The sequence below is a fragment of the Sporomusa aerivorans genome (assembly GCF_041428895.1).
In the GTDB taxonomy this organism is placed as follows: Bacteria; Bacillota; Negativicutes; order Sporomusales; family Sporomusaceae; genus Sporomusa; species Sporomusa aerivorans.
The window spans coordinates 447667-465235 of sequence record NZ_CP156926.1 but is presented as its reverse complement, the minus strand read 5'-3'; the positions used below and the strand labels follow the sequence as shown (position 1 = coordinate 465235).

Here is a 17569-nt window from a genome sequence, read left to right as displayed (position 1 = left end):
CATCGCCGGTCAATATCCCAGCAAAAGGCGGCTGCGCCGCCCCTTGCCAGATATTATACTAAAATATTATATTACTCAACAACAGCGGTTACAACGCCGGCGCCAACGGTACGGCCACCTTCGCGGATAGCAAAGCGGAGACCTTCTTCAATAGCGATCGGGGTGATGAGTTCAATGCTCATTTGAATGTTGTCGCCAGGCATAACCATTTCCACACCTTCAGGCAGATTTACAACACCGGTTACGTCGGTTGTTCTAAAGTAGAACTGCGGACGATAGTTGGTGAAGAACGGAGTATGACGGCCGCCTTCTTCTTTGGACAGTACGTATACTTCGCCTTTGAATTTGGTGTGCGGTTTAATGGAACCGGGTTTGGCAAGAACTTGACCGCGCTCGATTTCTTTACGCTCTACACCGCGCAAGAGAGCGCCGATGTTGTCGCCGGCTACGGCTTGATCAAGAAGCTTACGGAACATTTCCACACCGGTTACTACGGTGGATTTCGGTTTATCGGTCATACCGACGATTTCGACGGTATCACTTACTTTGATTACGCCACGTTCTACACGGCCGGTTGCTACTGTACCACGGCCGGTGATGGTGAATACGTCCTCGACAGGCATTAAGAAAGGCTTGTCGGTAGCGCGTTCCGGCGTCGGGATGTATGCGTCTACTTGATCCATGAGGTCATGGATTTTGCCGCACCATTCGCATTCGCGTTTTGCGCAGCCGCAGTTAAGTACTTTTACGGCAGAACCGCTGACTACAGGGATGTCGTCGCCAGGGAATTCATAGCTGGACAAGAGCTCGCGAACTTCCATTTCTACCAGTTCCATCAGTTCAGCATCGTCTACCAGGTCGGCTTTGTTTAAGAATACAACCATAGCAGGAACGCCTACCTGGCGGGACAGAAGAATGTGTTCACGGGTTTGCGGCATCGGGCCGTCAGCAGCCGATACAACGAGGATAGCGCCGTCCATCTGAGCAGCACCGGTGATCATGTTTTTAACATAGTCAGCATGGCCCGGGCAGTCAACGTGAGCATAGTGACGAGCCGGGGTTTCATACTCAACGTGAGCGGTGTTGATGGTGATACCGCGTTCTCTTTCTTCCGGGGCTTTGTCGATTTGGTCATAGGCCATGAACTCAGCGCCGCCATGTTTGGCCAGGGTCATAGTGATCGCGGCAGTCAGTGAAGTCTTGCCATGGTCAACGTGACCGATGGTGCCAATGTTAACGTGGGGTTTGTTTCTTTCAAACTTTTTCTTAGCCATTGAGTGTTACCTCCTAAGTTTATTACTTAAAATTTAGGTATACAGCGTGCGTAGCAGTTATGCGCCTTTGTTCTTCGCCGAAATAACTTCAGCGATATTTTTCGGTACTTCTTCATAATGGTCAAATTCCATTGAATAGTTACCGCGGCCTTGCGTTTTGGAACGCAGGTCGGTTGCATAACCGAACATTTCGGAAAGCGGCACGAAGGATTTGATGGTTTGCGAGCCTGAGCGGGCTTCCATACCTTCGATACGTCCACGACGAGAGTTTAAGTCGCCGATAACGTCGCCCATATACTCTTCCGGCACTTGAACTTCCACTTTCATGTATGGTTCAAGAATAATCGGGTTGGCTTTGGCCGCACCGGCTTTGAAGCCCATTGAACCGGCAATTTTGAAGGCCATTTCCGAGGAGTCAACATCGTGGTAGGAACCGTCATAGACAGTTACCTTAATGTCAACCATCGGGTAGCCGGCCGACACACCGGTTTCCATTGCTTCTTTAACACCGGCTTCAATTGGTGAGATGTATTCTTTGGGAATAGCACCGCCAACAACTTTATTTTCAAAGATGAAGCCTTGACCATGTTCCAAAGGACTGACTTCCAGCCAGCAATGGCCGTATTGACCGCGACCGCCGGACTGACGAACAAACTTGCCTTCGGCTTTAACGGTTTTACGAATGGTTTCGCGGTAAGCAACCTGAGGTTTGCCTACGTTGCATTCTACTTTGAATTCCCTGAGCATCCGGTCAACGATAATTTCCAGATGCAATTCGCCCATACCGGAGATGATGGTCTGGCCGGTTTCCTGGTCAGTACGCATCCGGAAGGTGGGATCTTCTTCGGAAAGCCGGGCAAGAGCAGCGCCCATTTTTTCCTGATCAGCCTTGGTCTTAGGTTCAACGGCTATATGAATAACCGGTTCCGGGAAGACCATGGATTCCAAGATGATGACGTTTTTGTCGTCGCACAGGGTGTCGCCGGTAGTGGTGTCTTTAAGACCTACAGCGGCAGCGATGTCACCGGTATAAACCGTTTCGATCTCTTCGCGGTGATTAGCATGCATCTGGAGAATCCGGCCGATACGTTCCCGTTTGCCTTTAGTGGAATTATACACATAGGAACCGGAAGAGAGTTGACCGGAATATACTCTAAAGAACGCCAGTTTACCAACATACGGGTCAGCCATAATCTTAAACGCCAGGGCCGAGAACGGCAGGCTGTCATCTGCTTTGCGCTCATCTTCTTCACCGGTATCAGGGTTTACACCTTTGATAGCCGGGATATCTGTCGGCGCAGGCATGTAGGCGATAACTGCGTCAAGGAGAGGCTGAACGCCTTTATTTTTATAGGATGAACCGCAAATGACCGGTGTCAATTTGCAGGCGATGGTTGCATTACGGATGGCGGTTTTGATTTCCTCGATGGTGAGTTCTTCACCTTCGAGGTATTTCATCATCAGTTCGTCATCGCTTTCAGCAACGGCATCCAGGAGGTTCTGACGATAAAGTTCGGCATTTTCAACCATGTCTTCAGGAATTTCAGTGGCTTCACTTACTTTCCCAAGATCATCGGTGTAAATAACAGCCTTCATTTCGATCAGATCGACAAATCCTTTGAAGGTGTCTTCAAAACCGATCGGCAGTTGAATCGGCACTGCATTAGCGCCTAACCGGCTTTTCATCATATCGACAACACGGTAAAAATCCGCACCGGTGATGTCCATTTTATTAACATAAGCCATACGGGGAACGCCATACTTATCAGCTTGACGCCAGACTGTTTCGGACTGGGGCTCTACGCCGCCTTTAGCACAGAAAACCGCAACCGATCCGTCAAGTACCCTCAAAGAACGTTCTACTTCAACTGTAAAGTCCACGTGTCCTGGTGTGTCAATGATGTTAATGCGATGCCCGTCCCATTGGGCAGTAGTGGCCGCAGAGGTAATGGTTATACCTCTTTCTTGTTCCTGCACCATCCAGTCCATAGTCGCAGCACCATCATGAACTTCGCCAATTTTGTGTACTCTGCCGGTATAAAATAGAATGCGTTCTGTAGTAGTGGTCTTGCCGGCGTCTATGTGCGCCATGATGCCGATGTTCCGCGTCTTTTCGAGAGGAAACTTTCGGGCCACTATTTTCACTCCTTAAGTATCGTCAGCTCCGTATCCACAGTCCCTTATTCGGCATGAAGACGGGTTGCTTACGCAACCCTCAAACCGTTTTGTGAACCACGAATCCGAAACCTCGAAATTTTACCAGCGATAATGTGCAAAAGCCTTGTTGGCTTCCGCCATTTTATGGGTATCTTCACGCTTCTTAACAGATGCGCCGGTATTGTTAGCAGCATCCATCAATTCTGAAGCAAGACGCTCGTGCATTGTCTTTTCACCGCGATTGCGGGAATAATTGACCAGCCAGCGAATGCCGAGTGACATTTTACGATCAGGACGAACTTCCACTGGTACTTGGTAATTAGCACCACCGACGCGGCGGGCACGAACTTCGAGAACCGGCATGACATTTTTAAGAGCCACTTCAAATACTTCCATTGGGTCTTTGCCGGTTTTGGCGCGAATGGCTTCAAACGCGTCGTATACAATGTTTTCGGCAACACCTTTCTTGCCATCCAACATAAGTTTGTTGATAAATCTGGTTACAAGCTTGGAGTTATATACCGGATCCGGCAATACATCCCGCTTGGGAACAGCACCTTTTCTTGGCATCAGTATCCCTCCTTCTTACAAAACTCTACTGCATTAAGCGCAATTATTTCTTGGTCCGTTTGGCACCGTATTTAGAACGGCCCTGGCTGCGTTTGGCAACCCCAGCGGTGTCAAGAGCACCACGCACAATGTGATAACGTACGCCTGGCAAGTCTTTAACCCTGCCGCCACGGATCAGTACAACCGAGTGTTCCTGCAGGTTGTGGCCGATACCCGGAATGTAGGCAGTTACTTCGATGCCGTTAGTTAAGCGTACACGGGCAACTTTGCGGAGTGCAGAGTTAGGTTTTTTAGGAGTAGTTGTATATACTCTCGTGCATACGCCACGTTTTTGCGGACATTCTTTCAATGCAGGAGCGGTGGATTTTTGAATCAGCTGCTCCCGGCTTTTGCGCACTAACTGACTAATTGTTGGCATTTCTTAGCGCACCTCCTTCCCCAATCTCGTTATTTATTATTAAAAACTTCACCCATTGACAGGCAACAGGTAAAATTATTAACGACTTGTCCTTGAATTCGTCTATTTTAATAGAGCGACAGCGGCAGCACCCACTTCGATGCCACAGGCTTTACCAAGTTCCGACATGGTGCTTGCCTCATCAACCTGTATGCCTTTTTGGCTACATAGCTGTATAAGCGGCGCTGTCACCCGTCTGTCAGCATCAGCAGCAAGGTAAACCTTAGCAGCCAGACCTTTTTCCACAGCCCGCACTGCTTGCTTAGTGCCGATGGCCTTCTTGGCAGTCTTTAAATCTGCAAGTTCCTCACTGTTCATACTTCCATCTCCCTCGGAAAAATCAGCCTATTTTTCAAGGCACTCTAATATATTAGCATTTCGATGATTAAATGTCAATAAAGTATTAGATTTTCCGCACTAATTTAAAGCCACTAAACCGGGTGTTTCCAGATCGCTGGACGACAGTACATATTAGTGCCCGCAAATGCTTATTTTATGCGCCTTACGGCCAGTAGGCTTGTACACATTCGGAGCTGCCGGCAATAATTTGTCACCATCTATATTCAAGGGCTGACAGAAGGTGGTTTCTGTCAAAATCCCTTCCTCCTGCCGCCCGTATTTTTTTTGTAGTAATGATTCTCAAGTCGGGTTGTTAATCTCCGATTGGGTTTTCGATTAAGGTTGCAAAAACAAACTCATGAACATGACCATCAGCTTCAGTGGTCTGACCTGCTACAAAATGCACATGCTTGCCATCACCCACGCAGATTGCCGGACCTGTACGGACTAAAATTTTGTGGAAATGGTCTTCATAAAAGTCGGTTCTGGTAAATATCTCATGGATATGACTATTACCCGCCGGGATTACTTCACCAGAAACGCCGGCAAAACGATGGTTATGCGGATCTTCTTGCAGTTCGGCCAATTTGGTACTGCCAAGGAATTCATGGACATGGGTCAGCACCTGAGGATGCCCGTCATGACACTGACAATCTCTTTTATCTTGATCGTACTCCATTTATACACCTCCTTCCTCTTTATACTCTATCCTATGTTACATAAACAGTTTTCGTGACAATTAAGTACATGCCCGCAATGCAGTTTCCATTCTTGCTGTCAGGATAAAAGTAAAAATCAGCCTGCATCCGGACCACAGACTGATTGGAGTCTTACGGTATTTTTACGCAAAAAGAAACTGGGGAAGGTTCTTACCCTCCCCAGTCAATTGCAGATAAACTTATTCGCCCAATACTTGTTCGGCAGCCGGTTCAAGAACAGGCGCCTTGAGACGAACATTGCGATAACGGCTCATACCGGTACCGGCAGGAACCAGTTTGCCGATAATTACATTTTCTTTGAGACCCAAGAGTGGATCTACCTTGCCTTTGATAGCAGCTTCGGTAAGAACACGGGTGGTCTCCTGGAAAGAAGCAGCCGACAGGAATGAGTCGGTCGCCAGAGATGCCTTGGTAATACCCAGAAGAATCGGTCTGGCAATGGCCGGTTCGCCGCCGGCTTCAATAGCCTTGGCATTTTCCTCTTCAAAGGTATTAAGATCAATGTATTCGCCTGGCAGAAGCTCGGTATCGCCGGCTTCTTCCACCTTGACTTTATGCAGCATCTGGCGAACCATAACTTCAATGTGTTTGTCATTAATCTCAACGCCCTGGGATTTATATACTTTCTGTACTTCATATACCAAGTAGCGCTGGGTGGCTTTAAGGCCGCTGACACGCAGGATATCATGCGGATTAACCGCACCCTCGGTAAGACGGTCACCGGCTTCGACCATCTGGCCGTCGCTGACAATAAGTCTTGCACCATACGGAATCTGATATACGCGTTCTTCGCCAAGCGAAGCGTCATTAGGATACACAGTAACCCGGCGCATACCTTTGATTTCCTTGACTTCCACCCTACCGTCAACTTCGGTAATAATGGCCTGGCGTTTCGGTTTGCGAGCTTCGAATAACTCTTCGACCCTCGGCAGACCCTGAGTAATATCATCACCGGCGACACCACCGGTATGGAAGGTTCTCATAGTCAGCTGAGTACCTGGTTCGCCGATGGACTGTGCAGCAATGATACCCACTGCCTCGCCGACGTCCACCATATGACTTGTGCCCAGATTGCGGCCATAGCAGTTGATACATACGCCGTAACGGGAACGGCAGGTAAGTACCGAACGGATGGATACTTTTTCCCGGACTTTGACAACTTTATCTGCCAAATCCTCAGTAATCAAGTCATTAGTCTTGACAATCATTTCGCCGGTTGCCGGATCAACGATGTCTTCCGCCGACATTCTGCCGACAATGCGGTCTTTCAGCGATTCAATAACACCGGAGCCTTCTTTGATGGCTTCCACCTCAATACCCCGGATGTTATTGTTGCGAACTTTTACTTCTTTAACCGAGCTGGCCAAAACAGCTTCGATATGCTCTTCAGTAAACGGCGTGTCCGCCGGCACCAGTTCAATACCTTCGCTTGTCTTGATGGCTTCGGTGGTATTTTTGCCAAGCATTTCGCGAATCATGGCTTCTTTAAGCGCAGCACGGACTTTTTCTTCAGGAGCACCAAGAGCGATAGTTTCCGCAGCAGCAGCGCGGCCAACATCTTCCTCGGTCTCATCAGTCTGTCCCTGGATTACAATCTCAGGCACGCCGTGTTCGCCAATCAGGCGGAGATTATTCTCTTCCAGCAAAGTCCCCTGCATCAGCAGTATATCGGCTGTTTTCGGATCAATTACATCCTGCGCCAGTATCCGGCCAATCAGCGTATCTTTCAGCATATCAATAGCACCGGCGCTGGATTGAGCCAGGCGGGCCCGTTCTCTGACCAGGTTGAGTCCAACAACATCACAGTCTTCTTCCCGGACAATAACGTCTTGCGCAACGTCGACAAGACGGCGGGTCAAGTAACCCGAGTCTGCCGTCCTCAGCGCAGTATCGGCCAGACCCTTACGGGCACCGTGTGTAGAGATAAAGTATTCGAGTACTGTCAGACCTTCACGGAAGTTAGCTTTGATCGGCAAGTCGATAATCCGGCCGGAAGGATCAGCCATAAGACCGCGCATACCGGCTAACTGCCGAATCTGTTGAATATTACCGCGGGCGCCGGAGTTAGCCATCATATAAACCGGATTAAAGCGGTCCAGCGTGTTCATTAGCGCCGCAGTAACGTCATCAGTGGCTTTGGTCCACAGGTCAATTGTCTTTTTATAGCGCTCGTCGTCGGTAATGAGACCACGGCGATATTGTTTGTCGATGGTGTCGACCTTGCCTTCGGCGGCGGCCAGAATATCTTTCTTTTCAGCCGGTATCTTAATATCAGAAATAGCAATGGTTATGCCGGCCCGGCAGGCAAATGAGAAGCCCAGGCGTTTTACGGCATCCAAAACAACGGCCGTTTTGGCGTTGCCAAAGATGTTATAGGAGTCGGCGACAAGACGGCCTAACTGCTTTTTATCCATCAGCTTGCCAAGATGCCAGCCATCTTCTTTTTTCTCATAATGTCTAAGCTCAGGCGGTAAAACTTCATTGAATATTACCCGCCCTAACGTGGTATGAACCAAGCCATAGCCATCTAAACGCATTTTGAGCTTTTCATGCAAGCCTAAAGTTTTATGCTGATACGCGAGCAGCGCTTCATTCATATTGGAGAACGCTCTCAGTTTACCGTCCTCAGGTTCTCTCTCTATTGTCAGGTAGTACGCACCTAGTACCATATCCTGGGTAGGTGTGGCTACAGGTCTACCGTCTTTGGTAGATAAAATATTGTGGGCGGAAAGCATAAGCATCCGGGCCTCAGCCTGGGCTTCTGCCGATAAAGGCACGTGTACGGCCATCTGGTCGCCGTCAAAGTCGGCATTGTAGGCAGTACAGACCAAGGGGTGAATTTTGATGGCGCGGCCTTCAGATAAAACCGGTTCAAAGGCCTGAATACCCAGTCTGTGAAGTGTCGGCGCACGATTTAAGAGCACCGGATGCTCTTTGATGACTTCTTCGAGTACATCCCAGACTTCCGGGCGCACCCTTTCCACCATCCGTTTAGCGCTTTTTATGTTATGGGCATGACCGGCGTTGACCAGTTTTTTCATAACAAAAGGTTTAAATAATTCCAGGGCCATTTCTTTAGGCAAACCGCACTGGTGCAGCTTCAGTTCCGGTCCGACTACGATAACCGAACGGCCTGAATAGTCAACCCGCTTACCCAGCAGGTTCTGACGGAAGCGGCCTTGTTTGCCTTTAAGCATATCGCTCAAGGATTTAAGCGGTCGGTTGCCGGGACCGGTTACCGGCCGGCCACGGCGGCCATTATCGATAAGCGCATCAACTGCTTCCTGCAGCATACGTTTTTCATTGCGGACAATAATATCAGGAGCACCTAAATCCAGGAGGCGCTTCAGGCGGTTATTACGGTTGATTACCCGCCTGTAGAGATCATTCAGGTCGGAAGTGGCAAAGCGGCCGCCGTCCAATTGCACCATCGGCCTCAGTTCAGGCGGTATAACCGGAACGACATCCATCACCATCCAGGCTGGATTATTGCCGGACTTACGAAAAGCCTCGACAACTTCCAAACGTCTGATAGCTCTGATTCTTCGCTGTCCACTTACTTCTTTCAGCTCTTGCCGGAGTTCCCGGCTTTGTTTTTCCAGGTCAAGTTCTTCAAGCAGCTTCTTGATAGCCTCAGCGCCCATGCCAACTTTAAATGCATTACTGTATTTGTCGCGATGCTCCCGGTACTCGTTTTCATTCAGCAACTGCTTCTTCATCAGCGGTGTGTCGCCTGGGTCAAGAACGATATAGGAAGCAAAGTATAACACTTTTTCCAGGGAGCGCGGGGAAATGTCAAGGATGAGACCCATGCGGCTGGGAATGCCTTTGAAGTACCAGATATGAGATACTGGCGCCGCAAGCTCGATATGGCCCATACGGTCACGACGAACCTTGGAGCGGGTTACTTCAACCCCGCATCGATCGCAAATAATACCTTTATAGCGTATCCGCTTATATTTACCGCAGTGACATTCCCAATCCCGGGTTGGTCCAAAAATCTTTTCGCAGAACAGACCTTCCCGTTCCGGCTTTAAGGTACGGTAGTTGATGGTTTCCGGTTTTTTTACTTCACCATGCGACCACTTGCGAATTTGCTCCGGTGATGCCAGACCAATCCGCATCGAATCAAAGTTATTTACATCCAACAAGGGGTTATCGCTCCCTTCTAACTAGTCGAAATCCTCGTCATCCACTATGTCATCCATGTAATCGCGGGGATTAGACTTTTTAGCATTTTCCTTGAGCTTTTTCGAATTACCTTTTTGGGGCTGGAAATCGAATTCGTCGTCTGCTTGCTGAGCAGCGTCAAACTTGTCGCTGTCCATTTCGCCGATTTCTGCGATAATGTCGAGTTCTTCTTCTAAGGGCTCGATATCGTCATTAGCTTCGAGTTCGTCAACCACATCAGCCTCGAAATCAGATTTCTTACGTTCAACAGGGGCCTGTGGTCCGTCATCGCCACTAATATTTAACTCTAACTCTTTGGCCGTTTCATTGATGTCTTCATCTGATTCACGGATCATAATTTCCTGAGCATCTTCAGTCAGGACTTTGACATCAAGACCGATACTTTGCAGTTCTTTGATAAGTACCTTGAAGGATTCGGGTACACCCGGTTCAGGTACGTTTTCACCTTTAACGATGGCCTCGTAGGTTTTAACACGGCCCACAACATCGTCAGACTTGACCGTCAAGAGTTCCTGCAGGGTATAGGCAGCACCATAGGCCTCCAGGGCCCATACTTCCATCTCGCCAAAACGCTGACCGCCAAATTGCGCTTTACCACCAAGCGGCTGCTGGGTAACAAGCGAGTACGGACCGGTAGAGCGGGCATGAATTTTATCGTCAACCAAGTGAGCCAGCTTGAGCATATACACATAGCCGACAGTAACATGATTGTCAAAGGGTTCGCCTGTTCTGCCGTCGAAAAGTTCTGTTTTGCCGTCTTCCGAAAGACCGGCAGCCTTCAGCGTCTTGATGACTTCAGTTTCCGTTGCTCCGTCAAAAACCGGAGTTGCTAAATGAACGCCGGCAATATCCGGTTTGGGCAGTCCGTGCTTCTCGATGTTATAGTTAACCTCTTTTAGCCTGTCGACCAAAGTAGGATCGCCCATTTTCACCTGCATACCGATAGCGGCGGCTGCACGGCCTAAGTGAGTTTCCAGTACCTGACCGATGTTCATACGCGACGGTACACCCAGCGGATTGAGCACAATCTGCACCGGTGTGCCATCAGGTAAAAACGGCATATCTTCCCGGGGCATAATCCGGGAAACTACCCCTTTATTACCATGACGGCCCGCCATTTTGTCGCCTTCGGAGATTTTCCGCTTTTGGGCGATATAGCAGCGTACCAGCTGGTTGACTCCCGGTGGCAGTTCATCACCGTTTTCCCGGGTGAAGACTTTTACATCAACGATCTTACCTGCTTCGCCGTGAGGTACTCTCAGCGAGGTATCACGAACTTCACGGGCTTTTTCACCAAATATGGCCCTGAGCAGCCGTTCTTCAGCCGTAAGTTCTGTTTCACCCTTGGGAGTAACTTTTCCGACCAGAATATCACCGGGGCGGACTTCGGCGCCAACCCGGATAATGCCGCGGTCATCCAGGTCGCGCAGCACATCTTCAGCCACGTTGGGGATGTCGCGGGTAATTTCTTCCGGTCCCAGTTTAGTATCGCGGGCATCACATTCATATTCCTCAATATGTATGGATGTAAAGACATCCTCCTTAACCAAATCCTGGCTAAGCAAAATGGCATCCTCGTAGTTATAACCTTCCCAAGGCATAAAGGCTACCAGTACATTATAGCCCAGCGCCAATTCGCCTTTGTCGGTGGAAGGACCGTCAGCCAGCACTTGCCCTTTGACGATTTGCTCACCTTTATAGACGATCGGTTTTTGGTTAATGCAGGTTCCCTGGTTGGAACGAAGATACTTAAGCATTTTATACGTATCTAATCCGCCTTTATCGGTGCGGATGTGGATATCGGTTGCCGTTACTTTTTCAACAACACCGGCATTTTTAGCTAAAATTACAACGCCGGAGTCACGGGCCGCCTTGTATTCCATACCGGTACCGACAAGCGGCGCCTGTGTTTTTAAGAGCGGTACAGCCTGACGCTGCATATTAGCACCCATGAGGGCCCGGTTGGCGTCGTCATTTTCCAAGAATGGAATCATGGCTGTTGCAATGGACACTACCTGTTTTGGCGAGACGTCCATATAGTCTACTTTTTCAGCAGGCACTACTAAGGTTTCGTGCCTGTAACGGCAGATTACACGCGCTTCTTTGAACCAGCCGTTTTCATCGAGGATTTCGTTCGCCTGGGCGATGATCATTTCGTCCTCTTCATCGGCTGTCAAATACATAACTTCATCGGTTACCTTGTGCTCCAGCCTATTAACTTTACGGTAAGGTGTTTCAATAAAACCAAACTCGTTAATCCGGGCAAAAGTAGAAAGGGAACCGATAAGACCGATGTTCGGTCCTTCCGGCGTCTCAATCGGGCACATCCGGCCATAGTGGGAATGGTGAACGTCACGGACTTCAAAGCCGGCGCGTTCACGGCTTAAGCCTCCCGGGCCGAGGGCGCTGAGACGTCGTTTATGAGTAAGCTCAGCCAGCGGATTGGTCTGATCCATAAATTGCGACAACTGGCTGGAACCAAAAAATTCTTTGATGGCGGCTACAACCGGCCTGATGTTAATCAACGCCTGCGGCGTAATTACATCTATGTCCTGGATGGTCATGCGTTCCTTAACAACTCTTTCCATCCGGGCCAGACCGATACGGAACTGGTTCTGGAGCAGTTCGCCGACAGAACGCAAGCGCCGGTTGCCTAAGTGGTCAATATCGTCAGTGGTGCCGTGTCCGTCCATTAAATTAAGAAGATAGCTAATGGAAGCAATGATATCCTCTTTCGTAATGGTGCGATGAGTGAACGGCAGTATTGAGTTGAGCGTAAGTTTGACAGGGGTGCCGTCTTTTTGCTTAATCCAGGCTTGATGCATCCCCGGACCGTCAAATATTTTTGCGGCGGCAATACGGTCAAGGATACGATCCTCCAGCACAGTGCCTTCTTCGACGACAATTTCCCCGGTTTCTTTATCAGCAAGCGACTGGCCCAATGTTTTCCCCAGCAGACGCCGGCGCCAGCCAAGCTTTTTGCCGAGTTTATAACGACCGACAGTCGCTAAGTCATAGCGTTTGGGATCAAAAAACAGTGATTCCAAAAGCTGAGCGGCATTTTCGACCGTTGGCGGTTCACCCGGACGCAGCCGCTTATATATTTCTACAAGGGCTTCTTCCCTTGAGTCGCTGTTATCCCGTTCCAGCGTCGCCCGGATACGTACATCATCATTAAAGAGCTCGGAAATAACGCCATTGGAGACAAAGCCCAACGCGCGGATGAGGACCGTAACCGGCAGTTTCCGCGTACGGTCAACCCGCACCGACACAACATCGTTGGCATCCGTTTCCAATTCAAGCCATGCGCCACGGTTAGGAATAACGGTAGCATTGTATAGTTTTTTACCGGTAGTATCGATTGTTTCGCCATAATAAACACCTGGCGAACGCACCAACTGGCTGACAATAACGCGTTCAGCACCATTGATAATAAACGTACCATTGTCGGTCATAAGCGGAAAATCGCCCATAAATACTTCTTGCTCTTTGATTTCCTGTGTCTCTTTGTTGTACAGCCGGACGCTGACGCGAAGCGGAGCGGCATAGGTTACATCCCGCTCTTTGCATTCTTCAACATCGTATTTAGGTTCGCCCAGTGTAAAGTTTTCAAAAGACAGGACCAGGTTGCCAGTAAAGTCCTGGATAGGAGAAATATCGCGGAATATCTCCTGTAAGCCTTCCTTAAGAAACCAGTTGTACGAATTCTTCTGGATCTCGATAAGGTTGGGCATGTCCAGCACTTCTTCAATTTTGGCGTAACTATACCTGAACCTTTTGCCCACCGGAACAGGATTAAACATTAACCCCTTCACCCCTTAGCCATTTTGCGCTGACACATTGCGTTAATTGCGCCGGATAACCTGACGGAATTCTGCAAATACTAAGTCAGCAGTTAAATGTTTAAAATAAATACAAAACAAAGCAAGGCTCTATATCTTAGGTAAGGACCTTGCTTTTTTTTTCGATGAAAAACGATTCATCCTCCATTATATTACTATTTCCTGCCATTCCATTATTTATACAGCACAAAATGAAAAAGGCTGCTAAGATATAGCAATATAAACATGTACGGCGATATATAATGGTATCACACATTTTTTGCTATGTCAAGAAAGATTAACCAAAAATGTATGTTTTTTTATAATAGATGGTTGGCGAAGCGCCGGCCTCTATTGTTTTATTCGGCAGAAGGTTCTTGCTGTCCGTAAATAATAAGAAGGAGCACCTGCAGAGGTGCTCCTTACCAGTAATTAAGTTAAAATTACTTAACTTCGACAGTTGCGCCAGCTTCAGTAAGTTTAGCTTTGAGAGCTTCAGCGTCAGCTTTGGAGATTTTTTCTTTAACAGGCTTAGGAGCACCGTCAACCAGATCTTTGGCTTCTTTGAGGCCAAGGCCGGTAACTTCGCGTACAACTTTAATAACGTTGATTTTAGCAGCGCCAGCGTTGGTGAGGATTACGTCAAACTCAGTTTGTTCTTCAGCAGCAGGAGCAGCGCCGCCAGCAGCAGGAGCAGCAGCTACAGCTACAGGAGCAGCAGCAGATACGCCGAATTTTTCTTCGAGAGCTTTTACCAGCTCGGAAAGTTCGAGCACAGTCATTTGCTCAATGGCTTCCATAATTTGTTCTTTAGTCATTTTAAAATACCTCCATAAACTTTCATTTAAATTTGTTTTTTTAGTTACGCAGATTCTTTTTGCTTGCGTACAGCTTCAAGCGCATATACCAGATTGCGCATAGTACCGGAAAGTACGTTGACAAAACCAGCGATAGGAGCCTGGAAACCAGCCAGAACCTGCGAAATAAGAACTTCGCGCGGCGGCAGGTTGGACAGAGCTTTAACACCGTTAGCGTCGATAACTTTACCTTCAACTAAGCCGGCTTTTACTTCCAGAGCCTGTAATTTGTTTTCTTTTACAAATTCGGAAATTACTTTGGCCGGAGCGACAGGATCGGTATATGAAATTGCGATAGCAGTCGGTCCTTCAAGATAAGGATCAAGACCTTCGATGCCAGCTTCTTTAGCAGCAATGCGAGTCATGGTATTTTTAAATACCTTGTACTCTACGCCTGCTTCACGCAGCTTGCGGCGAAGTTTGGTGTCCTGAGCCACAGTCAGACCACGGTAGTTAGTCAAAACCGCACCTTTGGTAGTGCTGAGCTTTTCTTTAATATCGGCAACTGTTTGGATTTTTTCTTGAGTTACAGCCATTAATTTACACCTCCTTACAAATAATCGCCTGACTGCTTAGGAATGCTCAAAGTTTAATCCCGCTAAAACGGAACGGCACAATGAACGTTCAAAAACAATCGAAAATTAAAAGCGGCCTCACGGCATAGACACCGGAGGCCGCGTAAACTCAAGTTACAGTTACACGCTGCAAATCCCCGGCCTCGGCAGGAAAGCGTTCGCGACGCTTTTACAAAACAACCTACTGTCTACAGCCTAGCGGAGCTATTCTTTTTTGCCGGGAGCCTTGAGCGGGTTAACTCTTACACCAGGACCCATTGTTGAGCTTAAGGAGATATTCCGCATATACTGGCCTTTAGCCGCTGCGGGTTTAACCTTAATCAATGTATCAATCAGGGTTTGGAAGTTTTTGAGCAGTTTTTCGCTATCGAAAGATACCTTGCCAATAGGAGCATGGATATTGCCTGCTTTATCGGTGCGGTATTCAATCTTACCGGCTTTGATTTCATTAATGGCACGGGTTACATCAAGCGTAACAGTACCTACTTTGGGGTTAGGCATTAAGCCTTTGGGGCCGAGGATTTTACCAAGACGGCCAACCAATCCCATCATATCCGGCGTAGCTACTGCAACATCAAAATCAGTCCAGCCACCCTGGATTTTTTCCACCATATCTTCAGCGCCGACAAAGTCTGCACCGGCAGCTTCAGCTTCTTTAGCTTTTTCACCTTTGGCGAAAACCAGCACTCGCTTGGTTTTACCTGTACCAAAGGGAAGGACAACAGCACCACGCACCTGCTGATCAGCATGTTTCGGGTCAACACCCAGTTTGACAGCAACTTCTATAGTTTGATCAAACTTGGCGCTAGCTGTTTTCTTAACAAGTTCTACCGCTTCTTCTGGATCATACAGCTTGTCAAGATCAACAAGTTTAGCGGCCTCGATATACTTTTTACCATGTTTAGGCATCTAGTTTTCCTCCTTTGTGGTAATAACGGAAGCACTTAGTCCTCCCACATGAGACGAGACACTATTAGTCTACAATCTCAATGCCCATACTGCGGGCAGTACCCTCGATCATCCGCATAGCGGCTTCTACGCTGGCTGCATTAAGATCCTGCATTTTGGACTCGGCAATTTCCTTAACCTTGTCGCGTTTAACTTTGGCAACCTTCTTTTTGTTAGGTTCACCAGATGCAGTTTCAATACCGGCGGCTTTTTTGAGAAGAATAGCGGCAGGCGGCGTTTTAGTGATAAAGGTAAATGATCTATCCTCAAATACCGTAATCTCAACCGGGATAATCAAACCTGCTTGTTGGGCTGTTCTTTCGTTAAACTCTTTAACAAAAGCCATGATATTGACACCAGCTTGACCAAGCGCCGGACCTACGGGAGGCGCCGGAGTAGCCTTACCAGCGGGAACTTGCAGTTTTACAAGTTTTACAACCTTCTTAGCCATTTATATTACACCTCCTTAATCAACTTTCGCAATTTGCGTAAAATCAAGCTCGACCGGTGTTTCACGACCAAACATGTTGACAAGCACTTTCAGTTTGCCACGATCGGGGTTTATATCAATCACAGTGGCAGACCAGTTTTCAAAAGCACCTGAAGTGATACGTACCAGTTGATTGAGCTCAATATCTATTTTCGGTTTGGCCTCTTCGATACCCATAGACTTGAGGATGTGCTTGACTTCACTTTCGCTCAGCGGAATAGGCTTGGTTCCCGACCCGACAAAACCGGTAACACCCGGTGTATTGCGAACAACATACCAGGAACGGTCAGTGACAATCATTTCTACCAGAACATATCCGGGGAAAACTTTCTTTTTGGCAATTTTCTTCTTGCCATCTTTTATTTCCACTTCATCTTCCATGGGCACAAGCACCCGGAAAACTTCATTCTCCATTCCCATGGAGTGAACTTTTTTCTCCAGATTGGCTTTTACTTTGTTTTCATAACCGGAATATGTATGGATAACATACCATTTTTTCTCGAGTTTTTCGGATTCCATAGCCTCAAGGGACGTAAGACGCCCCCCACCCCCCTAGTCTACTTGATGATAGCCTTTAGCAATTGAGTGAAAGATGTATCAATCACCCAAATTAGAGCCGCAACAACTGCAACCGTCACAAATACAATTCCAGTGAAGGAAATAAGCTCTTGTTTGCCCGGCCATGTTACTTTTTTTAGTTCAGCTTTTACTTCCCGCAAGAATTTCTTCCAGCGCGATGTATTCGTCTGGACAGTTGTTTCCTGGGCGGCCATTTTTCTCACATCCTGTGCGTACATTTTGGCAGGGGCGGCAGGAATCGAACCCGCAACCAACGGTTTTGGAGACCGCTACTCTACCAATTGAGCTACACCCCTACTCTTAGGCTAACAAAATACTGCGCACCTTACTTTGTTTCTTTGTGCGGAGTCTGCTTTTTGCAGAACTTGCAGTATTTGTTGAACTCTAATCTATCCGGGTCGTTTTTCTTGTTTTTATTGGTCTGATAATTGCGTTGTTTGCATTCTGTGCAGGCCAATGTTACCGCGTTGCGCATCCTGTTACACCTCTCTTACCAGTAAATATAGCACTTCGGTCTATTGTCTGACAATCTTTTTTTAAAATGTCACTAATACAATTTATCATAATTATATCAGCATGTCAATAGCCCACA

15 protein-coding genes and 1 tRNA gene are annotated in these 17569 nt (G+C 47.9%); all 16 read right to left on the bottom strand.

All coding sequences use genetic code 11. The annotated features are described in order from the left end of the window. Positions 1–71 precede the first annotated feature (71 nt). The 16 genes from tuf to rpmG all read right to left on the bottom strand — a co-directional run bounded on the left by tuf (position 72) and on the right by rpmG (position 17452). Complete coding sequence (gene tuf / locus SATMO3_RS02075; RefSeq protein ID WP_371376796.1) at positions 72–1274, bottom strand: elongation factor Tu; 1203 nt, start codon at positions 1272–1274, stop codon at positions 72–74. Positions 1275–1331: 57 nt separating this feature from the next. Continuing rightward, positions 1332–3410, bottom strand: coding sequence for an elongation factor G (fusA, locus tag SATMO3_RS02070; protein WP_371376793.1), 2079 nt, complete (start codon positions 3408–3410; stop codon positions 1332–1334). 120 nt (positions 3411–3530) lie between these two features. Then, positions 3531–4001 carry a 30S ribosomal protein S7 gene (rpsG, locus tag SATMO3_RS02065; RefSeq protein ID WP_371376790.1) on the bottom strand — a complete coding sequence of 157 codons (471 nt, stop codon included), beginning with the start codon at positions 3999–4001 and terminating at the stop codon, positions 3531–3533. A 43-nt stretch (positions 4002–4044) separates the two neighbouring features. Further along, positions 4045–4419 carry a 30S ribosomal protein S12 gene (gene rpsL / locus SATMO3_RS02060; RefSeq protein WP_371376787.1) on the bottom strand — a complete coding sequence of 125 codons (375 nt, stop codon included), beginning with the start codon at positions 4417–4419 and terminating at the stop codon, positions 4045–4047. A 102-nt stretch (positions 4420–4521) separates the two neighbouring features. Next, positions 4522–4776: a ribosomal L7Ae/L30e/S12e/Gadd45 family protein gene (locus SATMO3_RS02055; RefSeq protein ID WP_371376784.1), complete on the bottom strand. Its 255-nt coding sequence runs from the start codon at positions 4774–4776 to the stop codon at positions 4522–4524. Between the two features lie 334 nt (positions 4777–5110). Further along, entirely contained in the window at positions 5111–5476 is a 366-nt protein-coding gene (locus tag SATMO3_RS02050) for a YmaF family protein (protein WP_371376781.1), read from the bottom strand. Between the two features lie 219 nt (positions 5477–5695). Further along, positions 5696–9667 (bottom strand): DNA-directed RNA polymerase subunit beta', encoded by a 3972-nt coding sequence (rpoC, locus tag SATMO3_RS02045; RefSeq protein WP_371376778.1) that lies wholly within the window; start codon positions 9665–9667, stop codon positions 5696–5698. 21 nt (positions 9668–9688) lie between these two features. Next, positions 9689–13510 (bottom strand): DNA-directed RNA polymerase subunit beta, encoded by a 3822-nt coding sequence (rpoB, locus tag SATMO3_RS02040; protein ID WP_371376776.1) that lies wholly within the window; start codon positions 13508–13510, stop codon positions 9689–9691. Between the two features lie 461 nt (positions 13511–13971). Beyond that, a complete protein-coding gene (gene rplL / locus SATMO3_RS02035) occupies positions 13972–14346 on the bottom strand; it encodes a 50S ribosomal protein L7/L12 (protein ID WP_371376774.1) in 375 nt (124 codons plus the stop codon). Between the two features lie 44 nt (positions 14347–14390). Then, entirely contained in the window at positions 14391–14921 is a 531-nt protein-coding gene (gene rplJ, locus SATMO3_RS02030) for a 50S ribosomal protein L10 (RefSeq protein WP_371376771.1), read from the bottom strand. Between the two features lie 243 nt (positions 14922–15164). Further along, entirely contained in the window at positions 15165–15869 is a 705-nt protein-coding gene (rplA, locus tag SATMO3_RS02025; protein ID WP_371376768.1) for a 50S ribosomal protein L1, read from the bottom strand. 64 nt (positions 15870–15933) lie between these two features. Beyond that, positions 15934–16359: a 50S ribosomal protein L11 gene (gene rplK / locus SATMO3_RS02020; protein WP_371376765.1), complete on the bottom strand. Its 426-nt coding sequence runs from the start codon at positions 16357–16359 to the stop codon at positions 15934–15936. 15 nt (positions 16360–16374) lie between these two features. Then, a complete protein-coding gene (gene nusG / locus SATMO3_RS02015; RefSeq protein WP_371376762.1) occupies positions 16375–16917 on the bottom strand; it encodes a transcription termination/antitermination protein NusG in 543 nt (180 codons plus the stop codon). 38 nt (positions 16918–16955) lie between these two features. Continuing rightward, positions 16956–17171: a preprotein translocase subunit SecE gene (gene secE / locus SATMO3_RS02010; protein WP_371376760.1), complete on the bottom strand. Its 216-nt coding sequence runs from the start codon at positions 17169–17171 to the stop codon at positions 16956–16958. 26 nt (positions 17172–17197) lie between these two features. Continuing rightward, positions 17198–17273 (bottom strand) — tRNA-Trp (locus tag SATMO3_RS02005). Between the two features lie 29 nt (positions 17274–17302). Continuing rightward, positions 17303–17452 (bottom strand): 50S ribosomal protein L33, encoded by a 150-nt coding sequence (gene rpmG / locus SATMO3_RS02000; RefSeq protein ID WP_075752794.1) that lies wholly within the window; start codon positions 17450–17452, stop codon positions 17303–17305. Positions 17453–17569 lie beyond the last annotated feature (117 nt).